This window comes from Pseudomonas sp. PKS, from assembly GCF_051913525.1.
Lineage (GTDB): Bacteria > Pseudomonadota > Gammaproteobacteria > Pseudomonadales > Pseudomonadaceae > Aquipseudomonas > Aquipseudomonas guariconensis_D.
In genome coordinates this window covers 47,927-69,341 of sequence record NZ_JBEGDO010000019.1, presented here as the reverse complement: position 1 = coordinate 69,341, position 21,415 = coordinate 47,927, and the positions used below count along the sequence as shown (strand labels likewise).

Annotated in this window: 18 protein-coding genes; 10 read left to right on the top strand and 8 right to left on the bottom strand. The window is 64.8% G+C overall.

Translation table 11 applies throughout. The features are described from left to right. The first annotated feature begins 2 nt into the window (after window positions 1–2). The 3 genes from ABOA88_RS18210 to ABOA88_RS18200 are packed head-to-tail and all read left to right on the top strand — an operon-like array spanning window position 3 to window position 2,767. Complete coding sequence (locus ABOA88_RS18210) at window positions 3–1,214, top strand: c-type cytochrome (protein ID WP_367850939.1); 1,212 nt, start codon at window positions 3–5, stop codon at window positions 1,212–1,214. Between the two features lie 3 nt (window positions 1,215–1,217). Then, window positions 1,218–2,189, top strand: coding sequence for an XdhC family protein (locus tag ABOA88_RS18205; protein WP_367850938.1), 972 nt, complete (start codon window positions 1,218–1,220; stop codon window positions 2,187–2,189). Continuing rightward, complete coding sequence (locus tag ABOA88_RS18200; protein ID WP_367850937.1) at window positions 2,186–2,767, top strand: nucleotidyltransferase family protein; 582 nt, start codon at window positions 2,186–2,188, stop codon at window positions 2,765–2,767. The genes ABOA88_RS18205 and ABOA88_RS18200 overlap by 4 nt, the downstream gene beginning before the upstream one ends. A gap of 164 nt (window positions 2,768–2,931) precedes the next feature. Here the strand turns inward: ABOA88_RS18200 and ABOA88_RS18195 are convergent, their stop codons facing one another. Together ABOA88_RS18195 and ABOA88_RS18190 are read right to left on the bottom strand one after the other, a co-directional pair. Then, entirely contained in the window at window positions 2,932–4,218 is a 1,287-nt protein-coding gene (locus tag ABOA88_RS18195) for a Zn-dependent hydrolase (RefSeq protein ID WP_367850936.1), read from the bottom strand. A 47-nt stretch (window positions 4,219–4,265) separates the two neighbouring features. After that, window positions 4,266–5,756, bottom strand: a complete 1,491-nt coding sequence (locus ABOA88_RS18190) for an NCS1 family nucleobase:cation symporter-1 (RefSeq protein ID WP_196168536.1) — start codon at window positions 5,754–5,756, stop codon at window positions 4,266–4,268. Window positions 5,757–6,296: 540 nt separating this feature from the next. Here ABOA88_RS18190 and hydA point away from each other — a divergent pair. From hydA to preA, 3 genes are all read left to right on the top strand, one after another. Beyond that, window positions 6,297–7,736 (top strand): dihydropyrimidinase, encoded by a 1,440-nt coding sequence (hydA, locus tag ABOA88_RS18185; protein ID WP_196168535.1) that lies wholly within the window; start codon window positions 6,297–6,299, stop codon window positions 7,734–7,736. 113 nt (window positions 7,737–7,849) lie between these two features. After that, entirely contained in the window at window positions 7,850–9,217 is a 1,368-nt protein-coding gene (locus tag ABOA88_RS18180) for an NAD(P)-dependent oxidoreductase (RefSeq protein ID WP_196168534.1), read from the top strand. Next, on the top strand, window positions 9,218–10,492 hold the full coding sequence (gene preA, locus ABOA88_RS18175) for an NAD-dependent dihydropyrimidine dehydrogenase subunit PreA (RefSeq protein ID WP_196168533.1): 1,275 nt from the start codon (window positions 9,218–9,220) through the stop codon (window positions 10,490–10,492). A 72-nt stretch (window positions 10,493–10,564) separates the two neighbouring features. Here preA and ABOA88_RS18170 read toward each other — a convergent pair whose 3' ends face one another. Further along, entirely contained in the window at window positions 10,565–11,185 is a 621-nt protein-coding gene (locus ABOA88_RS18170; RefSeq protein WP_196168532.1) for a TetR/AcrR family transcriptional regulator, read from the bottom strand. 223 nt (window positions 11,186–11,408) lie between these two features. On the opposite strand from ABOA88_RS18170, the gene ABOA88_RS18165 reads away from it, so the two are divergent. Next, window positions 11,409–14,201, top strand: coding sequence for an amino acid adenylation domain-containing protein (locus ABOA88_RS18165; protein WP_367850935.1), 2,793 nt, complete (start codon window positions 11,409–11,411; stop codon window positions 14,199–14,201). A 65-nt stretch (window positions 14,202–14,266) separates the two neighbouring features. Continuing rightward, the gene (locus tag ABOA88_RS18160; protein WP_196168530.1) at window positions 14,267–14,887 is read left to right on the top strand and encodes a LysE family translocator; all 621 of its coding nucleotides are present in this window, start codon (window positions 14,267–14,269) and stop codon (window positions 14,885–14,887) included. A gap of 12 nt (window positions 14,888–14,899) precedes the next feature. On the opposite strand, the gene ABOA88_RS18155 is transcribed toward ABOA88_RS18160, so the two are convergent. Continuing rightward, a complete protein-coding gene (locus tag ABOA88_RS18155) occupies window positions 14,900–16,234 on the bottom strand; it encodes an ATP-binding protein (RefSeq protein ID WP_367850934.1) in 1,335 nt (444 codons plus the stop codon). Beyond that, on the bottom strand, window positions 16,231–16,956 hold the full coding sequence (locus tag ABOA88_RS18150) for a response regulator (protein ID WP_196168842.1): 726 nt from the start codon (window positions 16,954–16,956) through the stop codon (window positions 16,231–16,233). The genes ABOA88_RS18155 and ABOA88_RS18150 overlap by 4 nt, the downstream gene beginning before the upstream one ends. Before the next feature lie 146 nt (window positions 16,957–17,102). Between ABOA88_RS18150 and ABOA88_RS18145 the strand changes: the two genes are divergently transcribed. Beyond that, window positions 17,103–17,414: a hypothetical protein gene (locus ABOA88_RS18145; RefSeq protein WP_196168528.1), complete on the top strand. Its 312-nt coding sequence runs from the start codon at window positions 17,103–17,105 to the stop codon at window positions 17,412–17,414. A gap of 39 nt (window positions 17,415–17,453) precedes the next feature. After that, complete coding sequence (locus ABOA88_RS18140; protein WP_367850933.1) at window positions 17,454–18,122, top strand: DUF3313 domain-containing protein; 669 nt, start codon at window positions 17,454–17,456, stop codon at window positions 18,120–18,122. 75 nt (window positions 18,123–18,197) lie between these two features. Here the strand turns inward: ABOA88_RS18140 and dkgB are convergent, their stop codons facing one another. The 3 genes from dkgB to ABOA88_RS18125 all read right to left on the bottom strand — a co-directional run bounded on the left by dkgB (window position 18,198) and on the right by ABOA88_RS18125 (window position 21,363). Then, complete coding sequence (gene dkgB / locus ABOA88_RS18135; RefSeq protein ID WP_367850932.1) at window positions 18,198–19,001, bottom strand: 2,5-didehydrogluconate reductase DkgB; 804 nt, start codon at window positions 18,999–19,001, stop codon at window positions 18,198–18,200. Window positions 19,002–19,232: 231 nt separating this feature from the next. After that, window positions 19,233–19,727 (bottom strand): DUF934 domain-containing protein, encoded by a 495-nt coding sequence (locus ABOA88_RS18130; RefSeq protein WP_196168525.1) that lies wholly within the window; start codon window positions 19,725–19,727, stop codon window positions 19,233–19,235. After that, window positions 19,711–21,363 (bottom strand): nitrite/sulfite reductase, encoded by a 1,653-nt coding sequence (locus ABOA88_RS18125; RefSeq protein ID WP_070571599.1) that lies wholly within the window; start codon window positions 21,361–21,363, stop codon window positions 19,711–19,713. The genes ABOA88_RS18130 and ABOA88_RS18125 overlap by 17 nt, the downstream gene beginning before the upstream one ends. Window positions 21,364–21,415: the final 52 nt, after the last annotated feature.

Sequence of the window (21,415 nt, the reverse complement as noted above, 5' to 3'; positions counted from 1 at the left end):
GCATGAGGCACGTTCTTTCGGGCCTGGCGCTGGCCGTGGGGGCGGCGCTGTCGCTCGGTGTACAGGCAGCCGACCAGGCGTTGGTCAAGCGTGGCGAGTACCTGGCCCGTGCCGCCGACTGCATGGCCTGCCACACGGCCGAAGGCGGTGCGCCGTTCGCCGGCGGCCTGCCGATCCACTCTCCGTTCGGCACGATCTACGGCACCAACATCACCTCGGACAAGCAGTTCGGGATTGGTGACTACAGCCGCGACGAATTCTTCGCAGCCCTCACCGAGGGCAAGCGCAAGGACGGCGCCAACCTGTACCCGGCGATGCCCTACACCTCGTACCACTTGATCAAGCGCGAGGATGCCGACGCCATCCACGCGTACTTGATGACCGTGCCGCCGATCAACCGGCCCGCACCTGAAACCAGCCTGAGCTTCCCGTTCAACGTGCGCATGGGCCTGGCCGGCTGGAACATGCTGTACGGCAAGAGCGTGCAGTTGCAGGCCACCGAGGGCAAGAGCGAGGCCTGGCAGCGCGGGCAGTACATGGTGGAAGTGCTCGGCCACTGCGGCGAATGCCACACCCCGCGTAACCGCATCGGCGCCCTGGAGCAGGACAAGCGCTTGACCGGCGGCCTGTTGGCCGGCTACCTGGCACCCAGCCTGCTGGCCCAGGACCTGGCCGAGCGCGGCTGGACCCAGCCGGACCTGACCACGTTCCTCAAGCACGGCATCAGTGCCCAGGGCAGCATGTTCAACGAGATGTTCCCGGTGGTGCACCACAGCACCCAACATCTGGAAGACGCCGACCTGGCCGCGATGGCCACCTACCTGCTGGGTGACCAGCCACCGAAGGCCAAGGTCGTGCAGGCCGTGCCGGTGGACCAGCTCGGCGAGAGCGCCAAGCGTGGCCGCCAGCAGTACCTCAACGTCTGCGCCGGCTGTCATGGCGTCGAGGGCGAGGGCAAGCCGCACATCGCGGTGGCCATGCAGGGCAACACCGTGCTGCGCCAGGCCGACTCGCGCAACCTGGCCAAGGTGATCCTCGAAGGCATCCGCGAGCAGCAGCTCACCGGCTTCGAGCGTATGCAGCCCATGCCGGGCTTTGCCAAAAAGCTCGACGACGGGCAAGTCACCGACCTGGTCAACTACCTGCGTGAAGCGTGGGGCGGGCTGCCCGGGGACTTGAGTACCCAGCAGCTGGCGAACCTGAGGACGGAGTGAGCCGTGCAGCATCTTGATCTGCAAGTAGTGCGACAGGCGCTGCAATGGTCCGGCCAGGGCCAGCGTGTGTGGCTGTGCACCGTGCTCTTCACCTACGGCTCGGCGCCCCGTGCGCCGGGTTCCCTGCTGGCGGTCAACGAGCGCGGGCAGTGGGTGGGGTCGCTCTCTGGCGGCTGCGTCGAGGAAGACTTCCTGGCTCGGGTCAGCGAGGGCGAGTTCGCAGGCCCGGTCGCGGTGGTGCGCTATGGCGATGGCAGCGACAGCCGCTCGAACATCCGCCTGCCGTGCGGTGGCGTGCTCGATGTATTGGTGGAGAACCTGCCAGCAGATTGCGACGTGCAGGCGCACTTGCGCGAGCTGGAGTCGGCCTTGCTCGGCCGGCGTCGGCTGTTACGCCAGGTGAGCCTGCACGATGGCCAGCGCCGGTTGAGCGACGACGTCGAGCAGGGGCCTCGGGTGGCCTACGGCGACGCGGTCGTCCTGCTGCGGGTAGGCGCGGCCCAGCGTTTGCTGCTGGCGGGGTATTCCAGCGTCGCGCACTTCTGCGCGGAGTTCGGCAAGGGGCTTGGTTTTGAAGTCATCCTCTGTGAACCCCGCGAGGAGGTGCTCGACGGCGTGGAGCTCGAAGGCATCGAGATTCGTCGCGAGCTGCCGTCGGTGTTCATTGCCAATGGCGGCTGCCACCGCGACACGGCGATCGTCGCCCTGACCCACGATCCCAAGATCGATGATCTGGCCATGCTCGAAGCGGTACGCACCGAGGCGTTCTACATCGGGGTGATGGGCTCGCGCACCACCTCAGAGAAGCGCCGCGAACGCCTCCAGCGTATCGGCAAGCTGGATGAGCAGGCCCTGGGACGGATTCACGCCCCCATCGGCCTGAACCTGGGCAGCAAGACCCCTGCGGAAATCGCCTTGGCGGTTCTCGCGGATGTGCTGCGTACCCGCAGCGGCATCGCCCGCGAGGCGCTGTGACGGTCGTCGCGCTGGTACTGGCCGCCGGACGCAGCGTGCGTTTCGGCAGCGACAAGCGCCGTGCGCCTCTGGACGACGGGCGTAGCCTGTTGGCCCACAGTGTCGAGCAGGCCCTGGCCGTGTTCGATGAGGTGCGGGTGGTGCTGCGTGAGGGTGAATGTATGCAGGATCTGGGGCTGCCAGCAGGCTGCCGGGTGGTGCCTAGCCCAGATGCCGCCTTGGGCATGGGCCATAGCCTCGCGGCGGGCGTGGCCTCGCTTCAGGACGGCAATGCTCACGCGGTCGCCATCCTGTTGGGCGACATGCCTTGGATCTTGCCGGACACTTTGCGGCGGATGGCGCAGGCCGCTTCGGCGTCCAGCATCCTTTTGCCCTCGCATGAGGGGCGGCAGGGGCATCCTGTGGTGTTCGGCCGCGCCTTCTGGCCCGAGCTGATGCGTCTTACGGGTGACGAGGGTGCGCGCGCGGTGGTGCGCTCACACCGGGATGGCTGTGTAGTGCTGGAGGTGGACGACGCCGGCGTACTGCGTGATGTGGATACGCCGGACGCCTTGGCAGGAAAGGCCTCGCCCCTGTAAGAGTGGGTTCACACCGCGAACATCGGCTACCACCGCACAGTCTGCTTCGTGGCGGTTCGACGCTTCGATAAACCCGCTCCCACCGGCTCAGCGGTGTTGTCCCAGTGGGAGCGGGGCTTGTCCCGCGATGGGCTGCGCAGCAGCGCCGATGATCTTCCGTCTGGCTAGGCCGCCAGGCGCCCGCTGGCAATTGCCTGCGAAGCTGCCAGCATGGCGCGCAGCAACACCGCGCAGCCGGCCGCCAGGTCCTCTGGCGTGGCATTCTCGATTTCGTTGTGGCTGATGCCGCCTTCGCAGGGCACGAAGATCATCCCCGCAGGGCCCAGCTCGGCGAGGAAGATCGCGTCATGCCCCGCGCCGCTGACGATGTCCATGTGCGCCAGGCCCAGGTTGCGCGCCGAGTCGCGTACGGCATCGACGCAGCCTGGGTCGAAGTACAGGGCAGGGAAGTCCGCGGTCGGTGTCAGCGTGTAGCTCAGGCCATGCCGCTGGCAGGTGCTGTCGATCACCTGGCGGACTTCAGCGATCATCGCATCCAACTGCTCACCCTCCAGGTGACGGAAATCGAGGGTCATGCGCACTTCGCCGGGGATGACGTTGCGCGAGCCAGGGTAGGCCTGCAGGCAGCCCACCGTGCCGCAGGCGTGAGGCTGATGGCTCAGCGCCGTGCGGTTGACCGCCGCCACCACGTCGGCGGCGCCCACCAAGGCGTCTTTGCGCAGGTGCATCGGCGTTGGACCGGCATGGGCCTCGACGCCGCGCAGGGTCAGGTCGAACCACTTCTGGCCCAAGGCGCCCAGCACTACGCCGATGGTCTTGGCTTGGTCCTCGAGGATCGGTCCTTGCTCGATGTGCGCCTCGAAATAGGCGCCCACCGGGTGACCGAGCACTGCCCGTTGACCGGCATAGCCGATGGCATTGAGCGCCTCGCCGACGGTCACGCCCTGGGCGTCGACTTTGGCCAGGGTGTCTTCGAGGGTGAACTTACCGGCGAACACGCCTGAGCCCATCATGCACGGGGCAAAGCGCGAGCCTTCCTCGTTGGTCCATACCACCACTTCCAATGGCGCCTCTGTCTCCACGCCCAGGTCATTGAGGGTGCGGATCACCTCCAGGCCGGCCATGACCCCGAAGCAGCCGTCGAACTTGCCCCCGGTGGGCTGGGTGTCGATGTGGCTGCCGGTCATCACTGGTGGCAGCTTCGGATTGCGCCCCGGACGGCGGGCGAAAATGTTGCCGACTGCATCGATGCTGACGTCGCAACCGGCGGCCTTGCACCATTGCACGAACAGGTCGCGTGCCTGGCGGTCGAGGTCGGTCAGGGCCAGGCGGCAGACGCCACCCTTGGCGGTGGCGCCAAGGCGCGCCAGGTCCATCAGGGATTGCCACAGGCGCGCACTGTCGATGTGGCGCTCGCTCGATTGCAGGACATGCTGGGCGGGAGTGCTCATGGGTATCTCCTCAGGCTGTTGTTATCCGGTTGGGCGCAGGCCTTGCGTCAGGGTATCGGCTTGGCCAGTCGGCTGGGCTTGCGCAGCGCCACGCTGCCCAAGGCGTAGTAGAGCGTGCCGCCGAGCACCGAGCCTGTGAACCAGCCGTAGTCGTAGAACCAGCTGAAGCGGTCATTGCCGATGGCCATGATCGTCAGCGCCACAGGCAGGGCGAAGGCGGCAAAGCCCGCCCAGTTCCAGGCTGGGTAAACGTCGTCACGGTACAGTCCGGCCAGGTCCAGGCGTTGCCGGCGGACCAGGAAGTAGTCCACCACCATGATCCCGGCAATCGGCCCGAGCAGGCTGGAGTAGCCCAGCAGCCAATTGGAGTAGACACTCTCAAGGCTCAGGTCGGAGACGATCCAGCCAAGCTTTTTCAACAGCTCGTGGGCCATCAGGGCCAGGCCGATGAAGCCGGTGAGCCACACGGCGCGGCTACGGCCGATCAGCCGTGGGGCGATGTTCTGGAAGTCGTTGGTGGGCGAGACGATGTTCGCCGCCGTGTTGGTCGACAACGTGGCAATGATGATCAGCGCCATGGCCAGTGCCACCCAGCCTGGGCTCTGGATGTGACCGATCAGGCTAACAGGGTCCGAGACCGTCTCACCGACCAGGGACGCCGAGGCCGCCGTCATGATCACGCCCAGCGAGGCGAACAGGAACATGGTCAGCGGCAAGCCAAAGATCTGCCCGAGGATCTGGTCTTTCTGGCTCCTGGCGTAGCGGCTGAAGTCCGGGATGTTCAGCGACAGCGTCGCCCAGAAGCCCACCATGGCCGTGAGCCCCGCGCAGAAGTAGCCCACCACGCTGGCGCCTTCCGGGCGCTTGGGCGGCTGGGCCAGCAACTCGGTCATCGACATGTGCGGCAGCGCCCACATCAGCAGGCCGAAGCCCACCGCCACGAGCAGCGGGGCTGACAGGGTCTCGAGCCATTTGATCGACTCCGCACCGCGCAGCACCACCCACAAGTTGAGCGACCAGAACAACATGAAGCCGATCACCTCGCCGGTGCCGCCCAACGACTTCCAGCCCTCGAATAGCGATCCGAGGAACAGGTGAATGGCCAGGCCACCGAACATCGTCTGGATGCCGAACCAGCCACAGGCGACCACCGCGCGGATCAGGCAGGGCACGTTGGAGCCCAGGATGCCGAAGGAGGCGCGCAGCAGGACGGGGAAGGGGATGCCGTACTTGGTGCCGGGAAAGGCATTGAGTGTCAGGGGAATCAACACGATCAGGTTGGCCAGCAGGATCGCCAGCAACGCCTCGCCGACGCTCAGGCCGAAATAGGCGGTGAGCACGCCACCGAGGGTGTAGGTGGGTACGCAGATGGACATCCCCACCCACAGGGCGGTGATGTGCCATTTGTTCCAGGTCCGTTGATGCACCTTGGTCGGTGCGATGTCGTGGTTGTAGCGGGGACTGTCCAGGACATCGCTGCCGGCGGACAGCTCAAACAGCCCGTCCTGCTCGATCACTTGCGATCTGCTCTGTTGCATGGGCCTCTCCAGGTTTTTCTTGTAGTTGTTCGCTCATCGGGCTGATGCGATGGCCGGAGTACACACACCACCAGTACTGCACCTTCGGTCCGGCCAGGCGGTTGGGGCCGCACTCAACAAACGTGCCGGGTTGGCCCTGGACCTTCCCGGATGGCCGCCGCCGACCGAAGGTAATGCGCTGCAACGCATTTCTCGACAACAGCAGCGGGCGCGGTACCTGCCGCGCCCGCTGTTTTTCGTGTTGTCCGGATCAGATTTCAAACAGCTGATTTTGCATGGAAAATCTCGACCAATTTCGCTTCTTGTCAAGTGAGTCAAATTGATTCGAGGTCCGCTGTTTTTTGTTTTTTATTAATTGTCGTTAAAAAACAATTGGTTACTGATAAGTGGCTTTGCGGATTAATTTTTTGACCAAACCCGGATCAGCAACTAGATTCCAATCTTGTCAGGCCTGACAGGATTGCGTGTTCCTGCCCAGGCCTCGGCCACATAACAATTTCAAGAACCGGCCCTGACCGGTCAGCCTGCGAGGAAAACGGCATGTCCCTGTTGATCCGTGGCGCCACCGTGGTTACGCATGAAGAACACTATCGCGCAGATGTCCTGTGCGCCGATGGCCTGATCCGCGCCATCGGGGAAAACCTCGACCCACCGGCTGACTGCGAGATCCTCGACGGCAGCGGCCAATACCTGATGCCAGGCGGCATCGACCCCCACACCCACATGCAGTTGCCGTTCATGGGCACGGTAGCCAGCGAGGACTTCTTCAGCGGCACGGCCGCAGGCCTTGCCGGTGGCACCACGTCGATCATCGACTTCGTCATCCCCAATCCGCAGCAATCGCTGCTGGAGGCCTTCCACACCTGGCGTGGCTGGGCGCAGAAATCCGCCGCCGACTATGGCTTTCATGTCGCCATCACCTGGTGGAGCGAGCAGGTGGCCGAAGAAATGGGCGAACTGGTCGCCCACCACGGGGTGAACAGCTTCAAGCACTTCATGGCCTACAAGAATGCCATCATGGCGGCCGACGACACCCTGGTGGCCAGCTTCGAACGGTGCCTGCAACTGGGGGCGGTGCCCACGGTGCATGCCGAGAACGGCGAGCTGGTGTTCCACTTGCAGCAGAAGTTGCTTGCCCAAGGCCTGACCGGGCCTGAAGCGCATCCGCTGTCGCGTCCCTCGCAGGTCGAGGGCGAAGCCGCCAGCCGCGCCATTCGCATCGCCGAGACGCTCGGGACACCGCTGTACCTGGTGCATGTCTCCAGCCGCGAGGCCCTGGACGAGATCACCTACGCCCGGGCCAAGGGGCAGCCGGTGTATGGCGAGGTGCTGCCGGGCCACCTGCTGATTGACGACAGCGTCTACCGTGATCCGGACTGGGCCACGGCCGCAGGCTACGTGATGAGCCCGCCGTTCCGCCCGCGCGAACATCAGGAGGCGCTGTGGCGTGGGCTGCAATCGGGCAGCCTGCATACCACGGCGACCGACCATTGCTGCTTCTGCGCCGAGCAGAAGGCCATGGGCCGCAATGACTTCAGCCGCATTCCCAACGGCACCGCCGGCATCGAGGACCGCATGGCGGTGCTGTGGGATGCCGGCGTGAACAGCGGGCGCCTGTCGATGCACGAGTTCGTCGCGCTGACCTCCACCAACACCGCGAAGATCTTCAACCTGTTCCCGCGCAAGGGCGCCATTCGCGTCGGGGCCGATGCCGACCTGGTGCTTTGGGACCCCCAAGGCACGCGCACGATTTCCGCCCAGACCCATCACCAGCGAGTGGACTTCAACATATTCGAAGGGCGCACGGTCCGTGGCGTGCCCAGCCACACCATCAGCCAGGGCCGTGTGTGCTGGGCCGATGGCGATCTGCGCGCCGAGCCTGGGGCAGGGCGCTATGTGGAGCGTCCGGCCTACCCAGCGGTGTACGAAGTGCTGGGCCGACGTGCCGAGCAGCAGCGGCCGACGCCCGTCAGCCGCTGAGCCTGGGGGCTGCCTGACAGCCCCTCAGACACCACGAACTGTCGTTGACTGCCATCCCGGGAACGCCGGGCGGGTGACCGCCGCCCGGCCAATAAGAAAGAGAGGCTACAACCGTGATCGATGCCCTGAACCACTTGCCCAAGCCCCGGGCCAGCCGTGAGCAGCTGGCCGAGGCGTTCACCGATCTCGCACCTGCGCTGACCGCGCGCCAGGCTGCCGTGGAAAGCGCTCGCTGCCTTTATTGCTACGACGCGCCTTGCGTCAACGCTTGCCCCAGCGAGATCGACATCCCCTCGTTCATCCATCGCATCGCCGACGAGAACCTGCAGGGCGCCGCCGAGCGCATCCTTTCGGCCAACATCCTCGGTGGCAGCTGCGCCCGCGTCTGTCCGACCGAGATCCTCTGCCAGCAGGCCTGTGTACGCAACAACGCCCAGGAGTGCGCGCCAGTGCTGATCGGCCAGTTGCAGCGCTACGCGCTGGACAATGCAGGTTTCACCGAGCATCCGTTCCAACGCTCACCGGCTACCGGCAAGCGCATTGCCGTGGTCGGCGCAGGCCCGGCCGGGCTTTCCTGCGCCCACCGCCTGGCCATGCAGGGTCACGATGTGGTGATCTTCGAAGCGCGGGAGAAGGCCGGTGGCCTCAATGAGTACGGTATTGCCCGCTACAAGCTGGTGGATGACTTCGCCCAGCGCGAGGTGGAGTTCTTGCTCGGTATCGGCGGTATCGAGATCCGCCATGGCCAGGCGCTGGGGGCGAACCTCTCCTTGACGGAGCTGCGTGGGCAGTACGATGCAGTGTTCCTCGGCCTGGGCCTGGGTGCCGTGCGTCAACTGGGTCTGCAGGACGAAGAGGCTCCTGGCGTGCTTGCCGCTACTGCATACATCCGCGAGTTGCGCCAGGCCAGCGATCTGGCGCAACTGCCCTTGGCCGACCGTTGCCTGGTCATCGGCGCGGGCAACACTGCCATCGACATGGCGGTGCAGATGAGTCGCCTGGGCGCGCGGGACGTGAATCTGGTGTATCGCCGCGGCCAGGCCGACATGGGCGCGACCGGACATGAGCAGGACATTGCCAAGGCCAACCAGGTGCGCCTGCACACCTGGGCTCGCCCCGACGCGGTGCTGCTCGATGACAGCGGGCGGGTACGCGGCATGCGTTTTGCCCGCACGGCGCTGGTCGATGGGCGACTGACCGACACAGGCGAGACGTTCGAACTGGCCGCCGATGCCATCTTCAAGGCCATTGGCCAACGCTTTGACGATGCAAGCCTGGCCGATCCGCTCGCGGCGCAACTGGAGCGCGACGGCGAGCGCATCCGCGTCGATGCTCAGATGCGCACCAGCCTGCCAGGCGTCTACGCCGGTGGCGACTGCACCGCGCTGGGCCAGGACCTGACTGTCCAGGCCGTGCAACATGGCAAATTGGCTGCCCAAGCCATCCATGCCGAACTCATGCTCAACGTGGAGGCAGCGTAAATGGCCGACTTGTCTATCGTCTTCGCCGGTATCAAGGCGCCCAACCCTTTCTGGCTGGCCTCCGCGCCGCCCACCGACAAGGCCTACAACGTGGTGCGCGCCTACGAGGCCGGTTGGGGCGGGGTGGTATGGAAGACCCTCGGCGAGGACCCTGCGGCGGTCAACGTGTCGTCTCGCTACTCCGCGCACTACGGCCCCAACCGCCAGGTGCAGGGCATCAACAACATCGAGCTGATCACCGACCGCTCGCTGGAGATCAACCTGCGCGAGATCACTCAGGTGAAGAAGGATTGGCCTGACCGCGCATTGATCGTGTCGCTGATGGTGCCCTGTGTGGAGGAGTCCTGGAAATTCATCCTGCCGCTGGTGGAGGCCACGGGCGCCGACGGTATCGAGCTGAACTTCGGTTGCCCCCATGGCATGCCGGAACGGGGCATGGGTGCGGCGGTCGGCCAAGTGCCGGAGTACGTGGAGATGGTCACCCGCTGGTGCAAGACCCATTGCTCGTTGCCGGTGATCGTCAAGCTGACGCCCAATATCACCGACATCCGGCAGTCTGCCCGCGCCGCCCATCGTGGCGGGGCGGACGCGGTGTCGCTGATCAACACCATCAATTCCATCACCAGTGTCGACCTTGATCGGATGGTCGCGCATCCGATCGTGGGCGAACAGAGCACCCATGGCGGTTACTGCGGTTCGGCGGTCAAGCCGATTGCGTTGAACATGGTGGCCGAGATCGCACGGGATCCGCAGACGCGCGGCCTGCCGATCTGCGGCATCGGCGGCATCGGCAACTGGCGGGACGCCGCGGAGTTCGTCGCCTTGGGCTGTGGCGCGGTGCAGGTGTGCACGGCAGCGATGCTGCACGGTTTCCGTATTGTCGAGGACATGAAGGATGGCCTGTCGCGTTGGATGGATCAGCACGGCCATCACAGCCTGGAGGCCTTCCGCGGTCTGGCGGTGGGGCACACGACCGACTGGAAGTACCTGGACATGAACTATCAGGTTGTGGCGCACATCGACCAGCAGGCCTGCATCGGCTGCGGTCGCTGCCACATCGCCTGCGAGGACACCTCGCACCAGGCCATCGCCAGCACCCTCAAGGCAGACGGTACCCACGCCTACAGCGTGATCGACAAGGAATGCGTGGGCTGCAACCTGTGCCAGATCACCTGCCCGGTGGAGGGCTGCATCGACATGGTGGCGCAGGACACCGGCAAGCCCTACCTCAACTGGACCCAGGATCCGCGCAATCCCTATCGCGAGGCCAGTTGATCCCTGGCTGCCGGACGTGAGCTTGGGGCTGCTGCGATGTGGCGCGTAGCGGCCCCAGGGGCAGCAGTGGAATCAGGGCTCCAGGCCGATGCCGCGCAGGATCACGCAGGTCACGGTCTGCACGGCCCGCTCGAATGCCGGGTCCGACAGCGGCTCGCCGCCATTGAGCAGTGTCACCTGATAGCCGAAGTCGGCGTAGTGCTGGGTTGCGGCCCAGATCATGTACAGCAGTGCCGAAGGTTCCACCGGCAGGATACGCTTGTCCTCCACCCAGCGACGGATCTTGGCCTCCTTCATCAGCGCCCAGGGCACCAAGTCGTCGTCCAGGCTGGCGCCGAGCAGGGGCGCGCCATGCAGGATCTCTTCGGCCCAGACCTTCGATCCGAGCGGTCGCGAGCGCGAATGACCCATCTTTGCGCGAATGTAGCTGGTCAGTACCACCCGCGGATCCTCGAAACGCTCGAAGCACAGGGCGTCCTGCTTCCACACTTCCAGCAGATCGCGCAGCACGGCCTGGTACAGCTCGTCCTTGGTGCTGAAGTAGTAGTGCAGGTTGGAGCGGGGCAGTTCGGCTTGCTCGGCGATATCGCCCATGGAGGTGCCGGCGTAGCCTTTTTCGGCAAATACCTTTTCCGCGGCCTGCAGGATCTTTTCGACGTTGCGTCGACGGATCTCGATCTTGTGGTTGGTCATAGCCTGTCCATTGCAACCTTCGCCCGCCAAGGCTAACAGCTTTAAAGGGCACGGCCCAAAGCGAATGCACGACCTGCAAGCCTCTGGTTGGCATCTATGGCCACTGTGCACTACCGTTCAAGCAATGGGGCCTGCGCCATCCATCGCTGTCTTTCATGCCCAGACCACGGATCAACGTTGTCAGGACGACGTCACTCGTTTGGCTTACGGAGTAGGCAAGCAAATGCAGGATGTCCGTCCGAACCCCCGTCTTCCTTTGGCCCACGATGCTGGGCAGCCGATCTTCATGGGATTTGTGCAGCAGGCTCAGCGCTCGCCGCAGGCGCCTGCCCTCGTTTCCGAGCGTGGCATCTGCACTTATCTTGAGCTTGAGGCGATCAGCCGGGGTATTGCAGCGCTGCTGATCGAAAGCGGCGTGCGTCAAGGCGATCGCGTCGTGATCGTTTCGAGCCGGTGCGCGGGGCTGGTCTACGCCATGCTCGGTGCCTCGCGGGCGGGCGCGATCTTCACGGTGGCCGACACGGCCTACCCGAAGGCGCGTATCGCTCAGATCATGCATACGCTGCAACCTGCCTGCGTCTTGTTGGCCGGGGCGGCGCAGCTTGAACTCGATGACGCGTCCATCCGGGTGGAACGGGTACCGGAGCCGGCAGGTGAGGCACTGGCGCGCTTTGCCCATCATCAACAGCAGTTGCCATCGGTCGATCCTGATCAGCCGGCCTATATCACCTTCACGTCCGGCAGCACTGGCGAGCCCAAGGGTGTGGTGACGACCCACGCGCCATTGGTGCACTTCATCGGCTGGCATGTTCGCCAGCATGGATTTTCCCAAGACGATTGCTTCTCGCTGCTCTCCGGGCTGGGCCATGACCCGGTGTACCGGGATGTGTTCACGCCGCTGTCCATGGGGGCCAGGGTTGCGATTCCTGCACAGACTACAGTGATCGACCCGGCTGCGCTGGCGGCCTGGCTGCAGGCCCAGGCGGTTTCGGTGATTCACCTCACACCGCCCCTGGGCAAGCTGATCGAGACCGGCGCCAGGCTCGGCGGCATCAGGCTCGATGCGCTACGCTACCTGTTCTGGGGCGGCGAAGCGCTGGGCAGCGCGCTGTATGGGCAGATGCGCGAAATCGCCCCCAACGCCTGCAGCGTCAACTTCTACGGCACCACCGAAACGCCCCAGGCCATGGCGTACCACCGGATCGATCCGGGCGCCGACCACAGCAGGATCCCCCTGGGCAAAGGCATCGATGGCGCGCAACTGCTGATCGTGGATGACGCCAACCAACTGGCCGGACAAGGGCAGGTGGGCGAGATCCTGATCCGCAGCCCCTATCTATCCCAGGGGTACTGGGGCGATACGGTCCAAACCCGCCAACGCTATGTGCCCAACCCCTTCACCCAAGCCGAAGACGATCTGTGCTACCGCACCGGTGACCTGGGCAGCTACGGTGCCGACGGCAGCGTCACGTTCCTTGGCCGTGGAGACAGCCAGGTCAAGATACGCGGGCACCGGATCGAACTGGTGGAGATCGAAGCGGTGTTGGCCCGGCACCCGCAGCTCAGGCAATGCGTGGTGCTGGCTGACACCGAAGGCCCCAGCACCAAGCTGGTGGCCTATTGCGTTGCCAACGACGCAGCGTCCTCTCAGGCGCTGCGCGAGTACGCTGCCAGCCAATTGCCGGACTACATGGTGCCGGCGTTGTTCGTGATGCTCGAGGCGATTCCGATCACGCCGAACGGCAAGGTCGACAAGCGTGCCTTGCAGGCACTGCGCGGCGACACCGAGGCGAGCACCGCGCAGGCAAACCAGGCGCTATCGCCCGTGGCGCAAAAGCTGGTCAGCGCCTGGTCAGAAATCCTGCAGACGCCAGAGATCGACCCGAACCTGTCATTCGTCGAACTGGGCGGCGATTCGCTGTCGTTCGTCCAGGCCTCGATGGTGCTGGAGACGCTCATCGGCCCGCTACCGGCGCAATGGGAGCTCAAGCCCATCCATGAGTTGTGTCAGTTAAGTGCAACGCGACCGGCGTCCAGGCCTGTGATCCGCGCCGTGGAGATCCCAGTGCTGCTGCGGGTGCTGTCGATCCTGCTGATCGTCATCGGGCATTTTCACGGTGGCTCGGGTTGGCCGATCGTTGGCGAAACGTCGGTGTTGTTCGCGGTGTCCGGGCTTGCCCTGGCGCGGTTTCAACTCAAGGCCATCGACGACTATGGCAGCGTGCGCACGCTGCTCCGCTCGATCGCCGTCATCGTGGTGCCGACCCTGCTCTATACGCTGTTGACCCAGGTCGTGTTCGGCAACGTGCACTGGCAGGCCTTCTTGCTGATCGCGAACTGGTATCCGCCAGCGGTCACGGGAGGTTTTTCGTATTGGTACATCGAGCTACTGGTGCAGATGCTGGCGATCATGGCGGTGGTGCTGTCGTTCGCCCGGATCAGGGCGGTGATCATGGCGGCGCCGTTTCGCGTGCTGCTGGCCGGTGCCTGCGCGGCGGCCGTGGCGGGCCTGTTGATCGATGCCTATGTCTTCGATGCAAGTGCGCTCTACAACCGAGTGCCCCAGCATTACCTTGCGGTCCTGGTGCTGGGCATGGCGATTCATTTTGCCCGGACCACGCCACAGAAGTGGCTGGCCAGCGCGGTGGTGGTGCTCGTGCTGGGCGGGCAGCGTGTGGTGGATGTGGTGGCGCATGGCGTGGACTTCAGCCAATACGTCGATGTGGCCATCCCAGCGGTGCTGACGATGATCTGGTGGCGCGCCGTTCCCCTGCCTGACCTCATTGCCCGTGGGGCTGCCTTGATCGCGTCCTCGACGCTGTTCATCTACCTGACCCACTACCAGTTCCAGTCCGTCGCGCGCCGCCTGGGCGATGTGCCGGGGCTCGACGTGGTCCTGGCCGTCGTCGGCGGGATCGCTGTGACCTATGCCTGGAACAAAGCCGTCCGCTTCGTCTCGATGCGCTGGAGTGGCGGCGCCAAGCGCAGCGCGGAGAAGTTCGAGCGCGTCCTGTGACGGGGCTGTGCGGGGGACGACTGGCCTGCTAACGTGCCCACTTGCACCCGCACAGGCCTCGCCCCATGTCCGTCGTCGACAACCTGATTGCCTTCACCTTCGCCGCCACGGTGCTGACCCTCACGCCGGGCCTGGACACCGCATTGATTTTGCGTACAGCCACGGTGGAGAGCCGGACGCAGGCCATGCGCGCCGCCTTGGGCATCAACGCAGGCTGCCTGCTATGGGGTGCTGCGGTGGCATTCGGGCTCGGGGCCCTGATTGCGGTCTCGGAACTGGCCTACAACCTGCTGAAGTACTGCGGCGCGGCCTACCTGGCTTACCTGGGGCTGAACATGCTGTTGCGCCCGCGCCAGGTGTTGTCGCCTGCCGGCCAGCAGGCCAGGCCTGTGGCCAATTGGTTTCTCAAGGGCATGATGGGCAACCTGCTCAACCCCAAGGTCGGCATCTTCTATGTGTCCTTCCTGCCCCAGTTCATCCCCCAGGGCGAGCCGCTGGTGGCCTGGACCTTCGGTCTGGTCGGGATCCATGTGGTGCTGGGGCTGCTCTGGGCGAGCGCCCTGATCGCCGCGACCCAGCCTCTGGCGACGGTGCTGCGCCGTGGCCCGGTGATCCAATGGATGGACCGTACCACCGGGCTGATCTTCGTCGCCTTTGCCGCGCGCCTGGCCTTGAGCCGGCGCTGAGCAGCACGCGGTTCAGCGGCGCACGGGCAGCACCACCTGCGCCAGCAATCCGCCGCTGTCGCGATTGCGCAGGGTCAGCTCGCCGCCCTGTTCGCGAACGATCGCCCGCGCCGCCGAAAGCCCCAGGCCAACGCCGCCGGTGTCACGGTTGCGCGAGGCCTCCAGGCGAAAGAACGGGGCGAACACCTGCTCCAGCGCGGCCTCGGGAATTCCTGGCCCTTCGTCGCTGACCTCGATGCGCACCGCCTGATCGTCCTGGGCCAGTGTGATGGCCGGGTTTCGTCCGTACTTGAGGGCGTTTTCCAGCAGGTTGACGATCACCCGCTTGATGCCCAGCGGACGCCCCACGTGCACCAGGTGGGCAGGGCCTGTGAAGTCGACGGCGATGTCCTGGTCGCGGTAGTCGTCGACGATGGTGTGCAAAAGCTCGGAGAGATCGAACGCGGTGCTGGGCTCGCGCTGGGTGTCTTCGCGAAAGAACGCCAAAGCGGCGTTGATCATCGACTGCATTTCCTCGACATCGCGGATGAGCTTGCGCTGGTGATCCAGGTCTTCCATGAACTCGCTGCGCAGGCGCATACGTGTCAGCGGGGCGCGCAGGTCGTGGGAGATCGAGGCGAGCATGTGGGTGCGCTCTGCGACGAAATGCTGGATCTGCGCCTGCATGGTGTTGAAGGCGATGATCGCCTGGCGGATCTCCTCGGGGCCTTGCACCTCGATGGGTGGGGCACGCAGGTCATCGCCGAAGCGCCGCGCCGCGCTGGCGAAGCGCTGCAAGGGACCGGCCAGCTGGCGCGTGGCGATCCAGGCCACCAGCAGGGTGGCCACCAGGCCGAGGGCGATGATCACCGCGATGCGCACGTTGGCGCGCAGGCCCCAGCTGCGTTCGGGTGGGGTGAACGACAGCCAGCTGCGGTCTTGCAGCTGCACGAGCGCCACGTAGCGGGCCTTAGGGCTGTCGCTGGGCCAGTCGTCGGGGGTGAAGATGTCGATTTCCCGGCCATCGCCCAGCAATCTGTGTAGCACCGGCACCTGGCCTGCATCGAGCCGTGCGCCATCGCTGGGCAGCTGGAAGTCGGCGCGTTGCGCATTCCAGTCCACCCGCAGCATGGGGTTGCTGGCGGCACTTGCCAATGGCGCTCGCAGGGGGGCGGGCGCGGCTTCGATCACCCGGGTGGTCGAGGCGATCTGCTCCAGCAGGCCGGTACGTTCGATGGGCGGGCGTGCCCAGATGCCGGCGACCTGTACGAACAGGGCATTGAGGGCCAGCGAGGCGAGCATCGCGGCGACGATGGTCAGGGCGATGCGGCGCCTGAGGGTGTCGCGACGCAGCAGTGGCCCGATCATGAGCGGGTGACCTTGGCCGTGAACAGGTAGCCACCGTTGCGCACCGTGCGGATCAGCTCGGGGCGTTTGCTGTCCGGCTCGATCTTGCGCCGCAGGCGGCTGACTTGCACGTCGATGCTGCGGTCGAACGCCTCGTGGCCCTGGCCATGGGCCAGGTCGATCAACTGCTCGCGGGTGAGGATGCGCTGGGGGTGTTCGAGAAACACCACCAGCAAGTCGAACTCGCCACCGGACAAGGGCACCATCACGCCCTCGGAGGAGCGCAGTTCACGGCAGGTGATATCCAGCTGCCAACCTGCAAAGCGGATGACCGGCCGTGTCGGCTCGCCCGCCGGAATGACTGGCTGGCCGGCGCGCCGCTGCAGGGCGCGAACCCGGGCGAGCAACTCGCGTGGCGCAAAGGGTTTGGTCAGGTAGTCGTCCGCACCGAGCTCCAGGCCCACGATGCGATCGCTCAGCTCGGCCATGGCGGTGAGCATGATGATCGGAATACCGGTCTGGGCATGGACCTTCTGGCATAGGCTCAGGCCGTTTTCCCCGGGCAGCATCAGGTCGAGGATCACGGTGTCGGGCCGCTGCGCTGCGATCGCCGCCCACATGGCCTCGCCGTCGGCTGCGACGTCCACCTCGTAGGCGTGCTGAACGAAGAATTTCTTCAGCAGGGTCAGGATTTCCACGTCGTCGTCGACGATCAGCAATCGGCTCACGTTCACAGGGTCCAGGGCTAGAAAGGGCGGTATCTAAAACCATTCTGCTGCTTGGGTCATTTATTTCAATCGAGCAATATTCCTTCAGGCCCGACATCAAGCGGACATCCTTTGGCAAAACGCCTCGGGCACCCTGCACGCCTTCGTTTTTGGGGGCTTGCATGAAGGATTTGAGCAACAGGTACACCACCGAACAGGGTGCGGACGCACGTCCCTTGATCCTGGCCCAGCGCACCACCGCGCCAGGGCAGGATGCGCCGATTCTGTTCCAGCAGTCCTGCCTGGGCGTGGCCGAGGATCAGGAGCGCATCGTCCTGCGTCGCTATTTCGAGCGCTACAGCCCGGACAGCGGGCACTGGGTGGAATACGTCCACTCGATCGCCACGGCCGACTTCATCCACTGGATCATGACCCATGGCCAGCTGCGCATCGAATGCTCGGACAACATCCCGGACACCCACGGCCACGCCTGAACGGCGCCGGCCATCGAGCAGAACAAGGACCTTTGATTGATGAAAAAGCATCGCTCGCTGCCGCTGGTGTTGGCGGCCACCCTGAGCCTGTCGGCGTGCAGCAGCAAGACGGTCAGCCCCAAGATGTACACGGGGTTTCTGAAGGACTACAGCCAGTTGACGCCCCACCAGTCACCCTCGGGCCAGCACGTGTCGAGTTGGGTCAGCCCGACGCTCAAGGCCGGCCGCTACAAGCAGGTGTACCTGGAACCGAGCCAGTTCTATCCGCAGCCTAAGCCGACCGAGCGCATCCCCCGCAGCACCTTGATCAACGTCACCGGCTACTACGATGCGGCGTTGAGGCTGGAATTGGGAAAAGTCGTCCCCCTGGCCTCGAAGCCTGGCCCGGACACGCTGGTCGTCAGGCCTGCCATCACCCGGATCGCCACCTCCACCCAAGGCCTGCGCTTCTATGAGTGGCTACCGGTCACGCTGGTGGCCGCTGGCGTGAGCGCGGCGACGGGGATACGCGACCAGGACAGCGAGATCTCCACCGAGGTGTCGTTCGAGGACGCAGAAACCGGCGCGGTCGTCGCCGAGCTGGTGCGCAAGGGCACGGGGGTGCCGCTGGACAATGACAAGCAGGTGCTGACCGCGCACAACGTCAAGGCGGTACTCGATGGCTGGGCGGGCGACCTGCGGACGGCCTATTCGGCGCGTCTTCAGTAGAGACTTTTGCGCGGGGCGAACGAAAGGGCTGCGTAGCAGCCCTTTGTTTTTGCAGCACCAGACCTCTGAGCTGGCTCAGTCCCAGGTCGGCGCCAGGCCGTCAGGGCTGACCTCGCGGCCGTTGCGCTCGAGCTTGGCGATGCGCGCCATGTCCTCGTCGTCCAGGCGCAGGTCCCGGGCAAGCAGGTTGCTGGCCAGGTTCTCGGGCTTGGTGGAGGAGGGGATGACCGCGTAGCCCAGTTGCATCGCCCAGGCCAGCGCGACTTGTGCGACGGTCGCCTTGTGCTTGGCGGCGATGTCGGCCAGCACGGGGTCCTTGAGCACCTTGCCGTAGGCCAGGGTCATGTAGGACGTGACGGTGATGCCTTGCTCCTCGAGGAACGCCGCGAGCTTGGCGTTCTGCAGGTATGGGCTGAGCTCGATCTGGTTGGTGGCGATCTCGCCCTTGCCGACCACTTCGATGGCCTGGCGGGTCAGTTCGATGTTGAAGTTGGAGACGCCGATCTGGCGCGTCAGGCCCTGCTTCTTGGCGTCAGCCAGGGCGGTCATGTACTCGCGCAGTTCAACGCCGTTGCCGGAGGCTGGCCAGTGGATCAGCAGCAGGTCGACATGATCGGTGCGCAGCTTCGCCAGGCTCTCGCGCAGGCTCGGGATCAGCTTGTCGGCAGCATAGTTGTCGACCCAGATCTTGGTGGTGATGAACAGCTCGTCACGCGGCACGCCGCTTTCGAAGATCGCCTGGCCCACGTCGGCTTCGTTGCCATAGATCTGCGCGGTATCGATGACGCGGTAGCCCAGTTCGAGTGCGGACTTGACCGAGTCGATGACGGCTTGACCGGTGAGGCGGAAGGTGCCGAGGCCGAAAGCGGGAATGTTCATTGATCTGCTCCTGGTGAGTGTGGCAGGGATCGAATCCAGAGATAGTGTGGCCCGGAATCGATCGAGTGAGACCAGTGTGCGGATTTACCGAAGATTGATTAAGACGCCGGTGAACCAAGGTCATTTGACTTCAAATCATCAATGGCCGGTGGCGCGTGCGTGAGGCAGGGGCAATGGGCGAAAACGACACGGCCCGCCAAAGGGCGGGCCGGTCGGTACAGGCTGTGACGATCAGCGGCGGCGGAACAGCGGCAGCGGCTCGTCGGTGGCGCCCTGGTAGGTCACCGAGAAGTCCTTCAGACTCTGCAGCGCGTCTTGCGGGTCCTTGTCGGCGCGGATGGCGAAGGCATCGAAGCCGCAGCGGGCCATGTAGAACAGCTGGTCGCGCAGCACGTCGCCAATGGCGCGCAGCTCGCCTTTGAACTTGTAGCGGTCCCGCAGCAGGCGCGCGTTGGAATAGTTGCGCCCGTCGGTGAAGGCCGGGAAGTTCAAGGCGATGACCTGGAAGGCATCCACGTCTTCGCCGATCTCTTCGGCTTCCTCGTCGCTGTCCAGCCACACACCCAGGCCGCCGTCGCGGGCCTTGAGGGCATGGGCGTGGTCACGCCACATCTGCAGCGGGACGATGTAGTCGTCGCAGTTGGTCAACTCGTCGAACGAGGTGCCTTTGGGCAGCAGGTGCCAGGTTTCGTCGACCAGTTGGTTGTTTTTAATGATTCGCTGCATAGACGCGTTCCTTGAAGGGGTCGATGCCAATACGCTGGTAGGTGTCGATGAAGCGCTCGTCTTCGGTACGTTGTTCCACGTACACGTCGATCAGCTTCTCGATCACATCGGCCATTTCGTCCTGGGCGAAGGAAGGGCCGAGGATCTTGCCCAGGCTCGCATCGCGCGCGGCGTTGCCACCCAGGGAGACCTGGTAGAACTCTTCGCCTTTCTTGTCCACACCGAGGATGCCGATGTGGCCAACGTGGTGGTGACCACAGGCGTTCATGCAACCGGAGATGTTCAGATCGATCTCGCCGATGTCGAACAGGTAGTCCAGGTCGTCGAAGCGGCGCTGGATGGATTCGGCGATCGGGATCGACTTGGCGTTGGCCAGCGAGCAGTAGTCGCCGCCGGGGCAGCAGATGATGTCGGTCAAAAGGCCGACGTTCGGCGTGGCGAAGCCCTGTTCGCGCAGCTCCAGCCAGAGGGCGTGCAGTTGGCGCTGCTCGACGTCGGCCAGGATGATGTTCTGCTCGTGGGAGGTGCGCAGGAAGCCGAAGCTGTATCGCTCGGCAAGGTCGGCCACGGCGTCGAGCTGCTTGTCGCTGATATCGCCCGGGGCAACGCCGGTGGGCTTGAGCGACAGGGTGACGGCGACATAGCCGGGCTTCTTGTGGGCGCGGGTGTTGCGCGAGCGCCAGCGCGCGAAGCCTGGGTACTCCTGGTCCAGCGAGGCGTAGTCGACGTTGTCCAGGGCCAGGTAGGCCGGGTCGACGAAGTGGCGCGAAACACGCTGCAGCTCGGCTTCGGTCAGGGTGGTCGGGCCGCCGCGCAGGTGGGCCATCTCGGCCTCGACCTTTTCGGCGAACACTTCCGGAGTCAGGGCCTTGACCAGGATCTTGATCCGCGCCTTGTACTTGTTGTCACGGCGGCCGTAACGGTTGTACACGCGCAGGATGGCGTCCAGGTAGCTGATCAGGTCCTGCCAAGGCAGGAACTCATTGATGAACGAACCAACCACAGGGGTACGGCCCAGGCCGCCACCGACCAGCACACGGAAGCCCAGCTCGCCGGCCTCGTTGTACACCGGCTCCAGGCCGATATCGTGTACTTCGATGGCGGCGCGGTCTTCCTTCGAGCCGTTGATGGCGATCTTGAACTTGCGTGGCAGGTAGGCGAATTCCGGGTGGAAGGTCGTCCACTGGCGGACGATTTCACACCACGGGCGTGGGTCGATCACTTCATCGGCAGCCACGCCGGCGAACTGGTCGGTGGTGGTGTTGCGCAGGCAGTTGCCGCTGGTCTGGATCGCGTGCATCTGCACGGTGGCCAGCTCTGCCAGGATGTCCGGGATGTCCTCGAGTGCCGGCCAGTTGTACTGCACGTTCTGGCGGGTACTGATGTGGGCGTAGCCCTTGTCGTAGTCACGGGCGATCTTCGCCAGTACGCGGACTTGGCGTGCGTTCAGCTGGCCATAGGGCACGGCGACACGCAGCATGGGCGCAAAACGTTGGATATACAGGCCGTTCTGCAGGCGCAGAGGGCGGAATTCTTCTTCGCTCAGCTCACCGGCCAGGTAGCGGCGGGTCTGATCCCGGAACTGCTTGACGCGGTCCTCGATGATCCGCTGGTCGTACTCGTCGTATACGTACATATAAGTCCTGTCTCAGGCTGCAGGCAGCTATTCGCGCGCACGGCCGCGCACT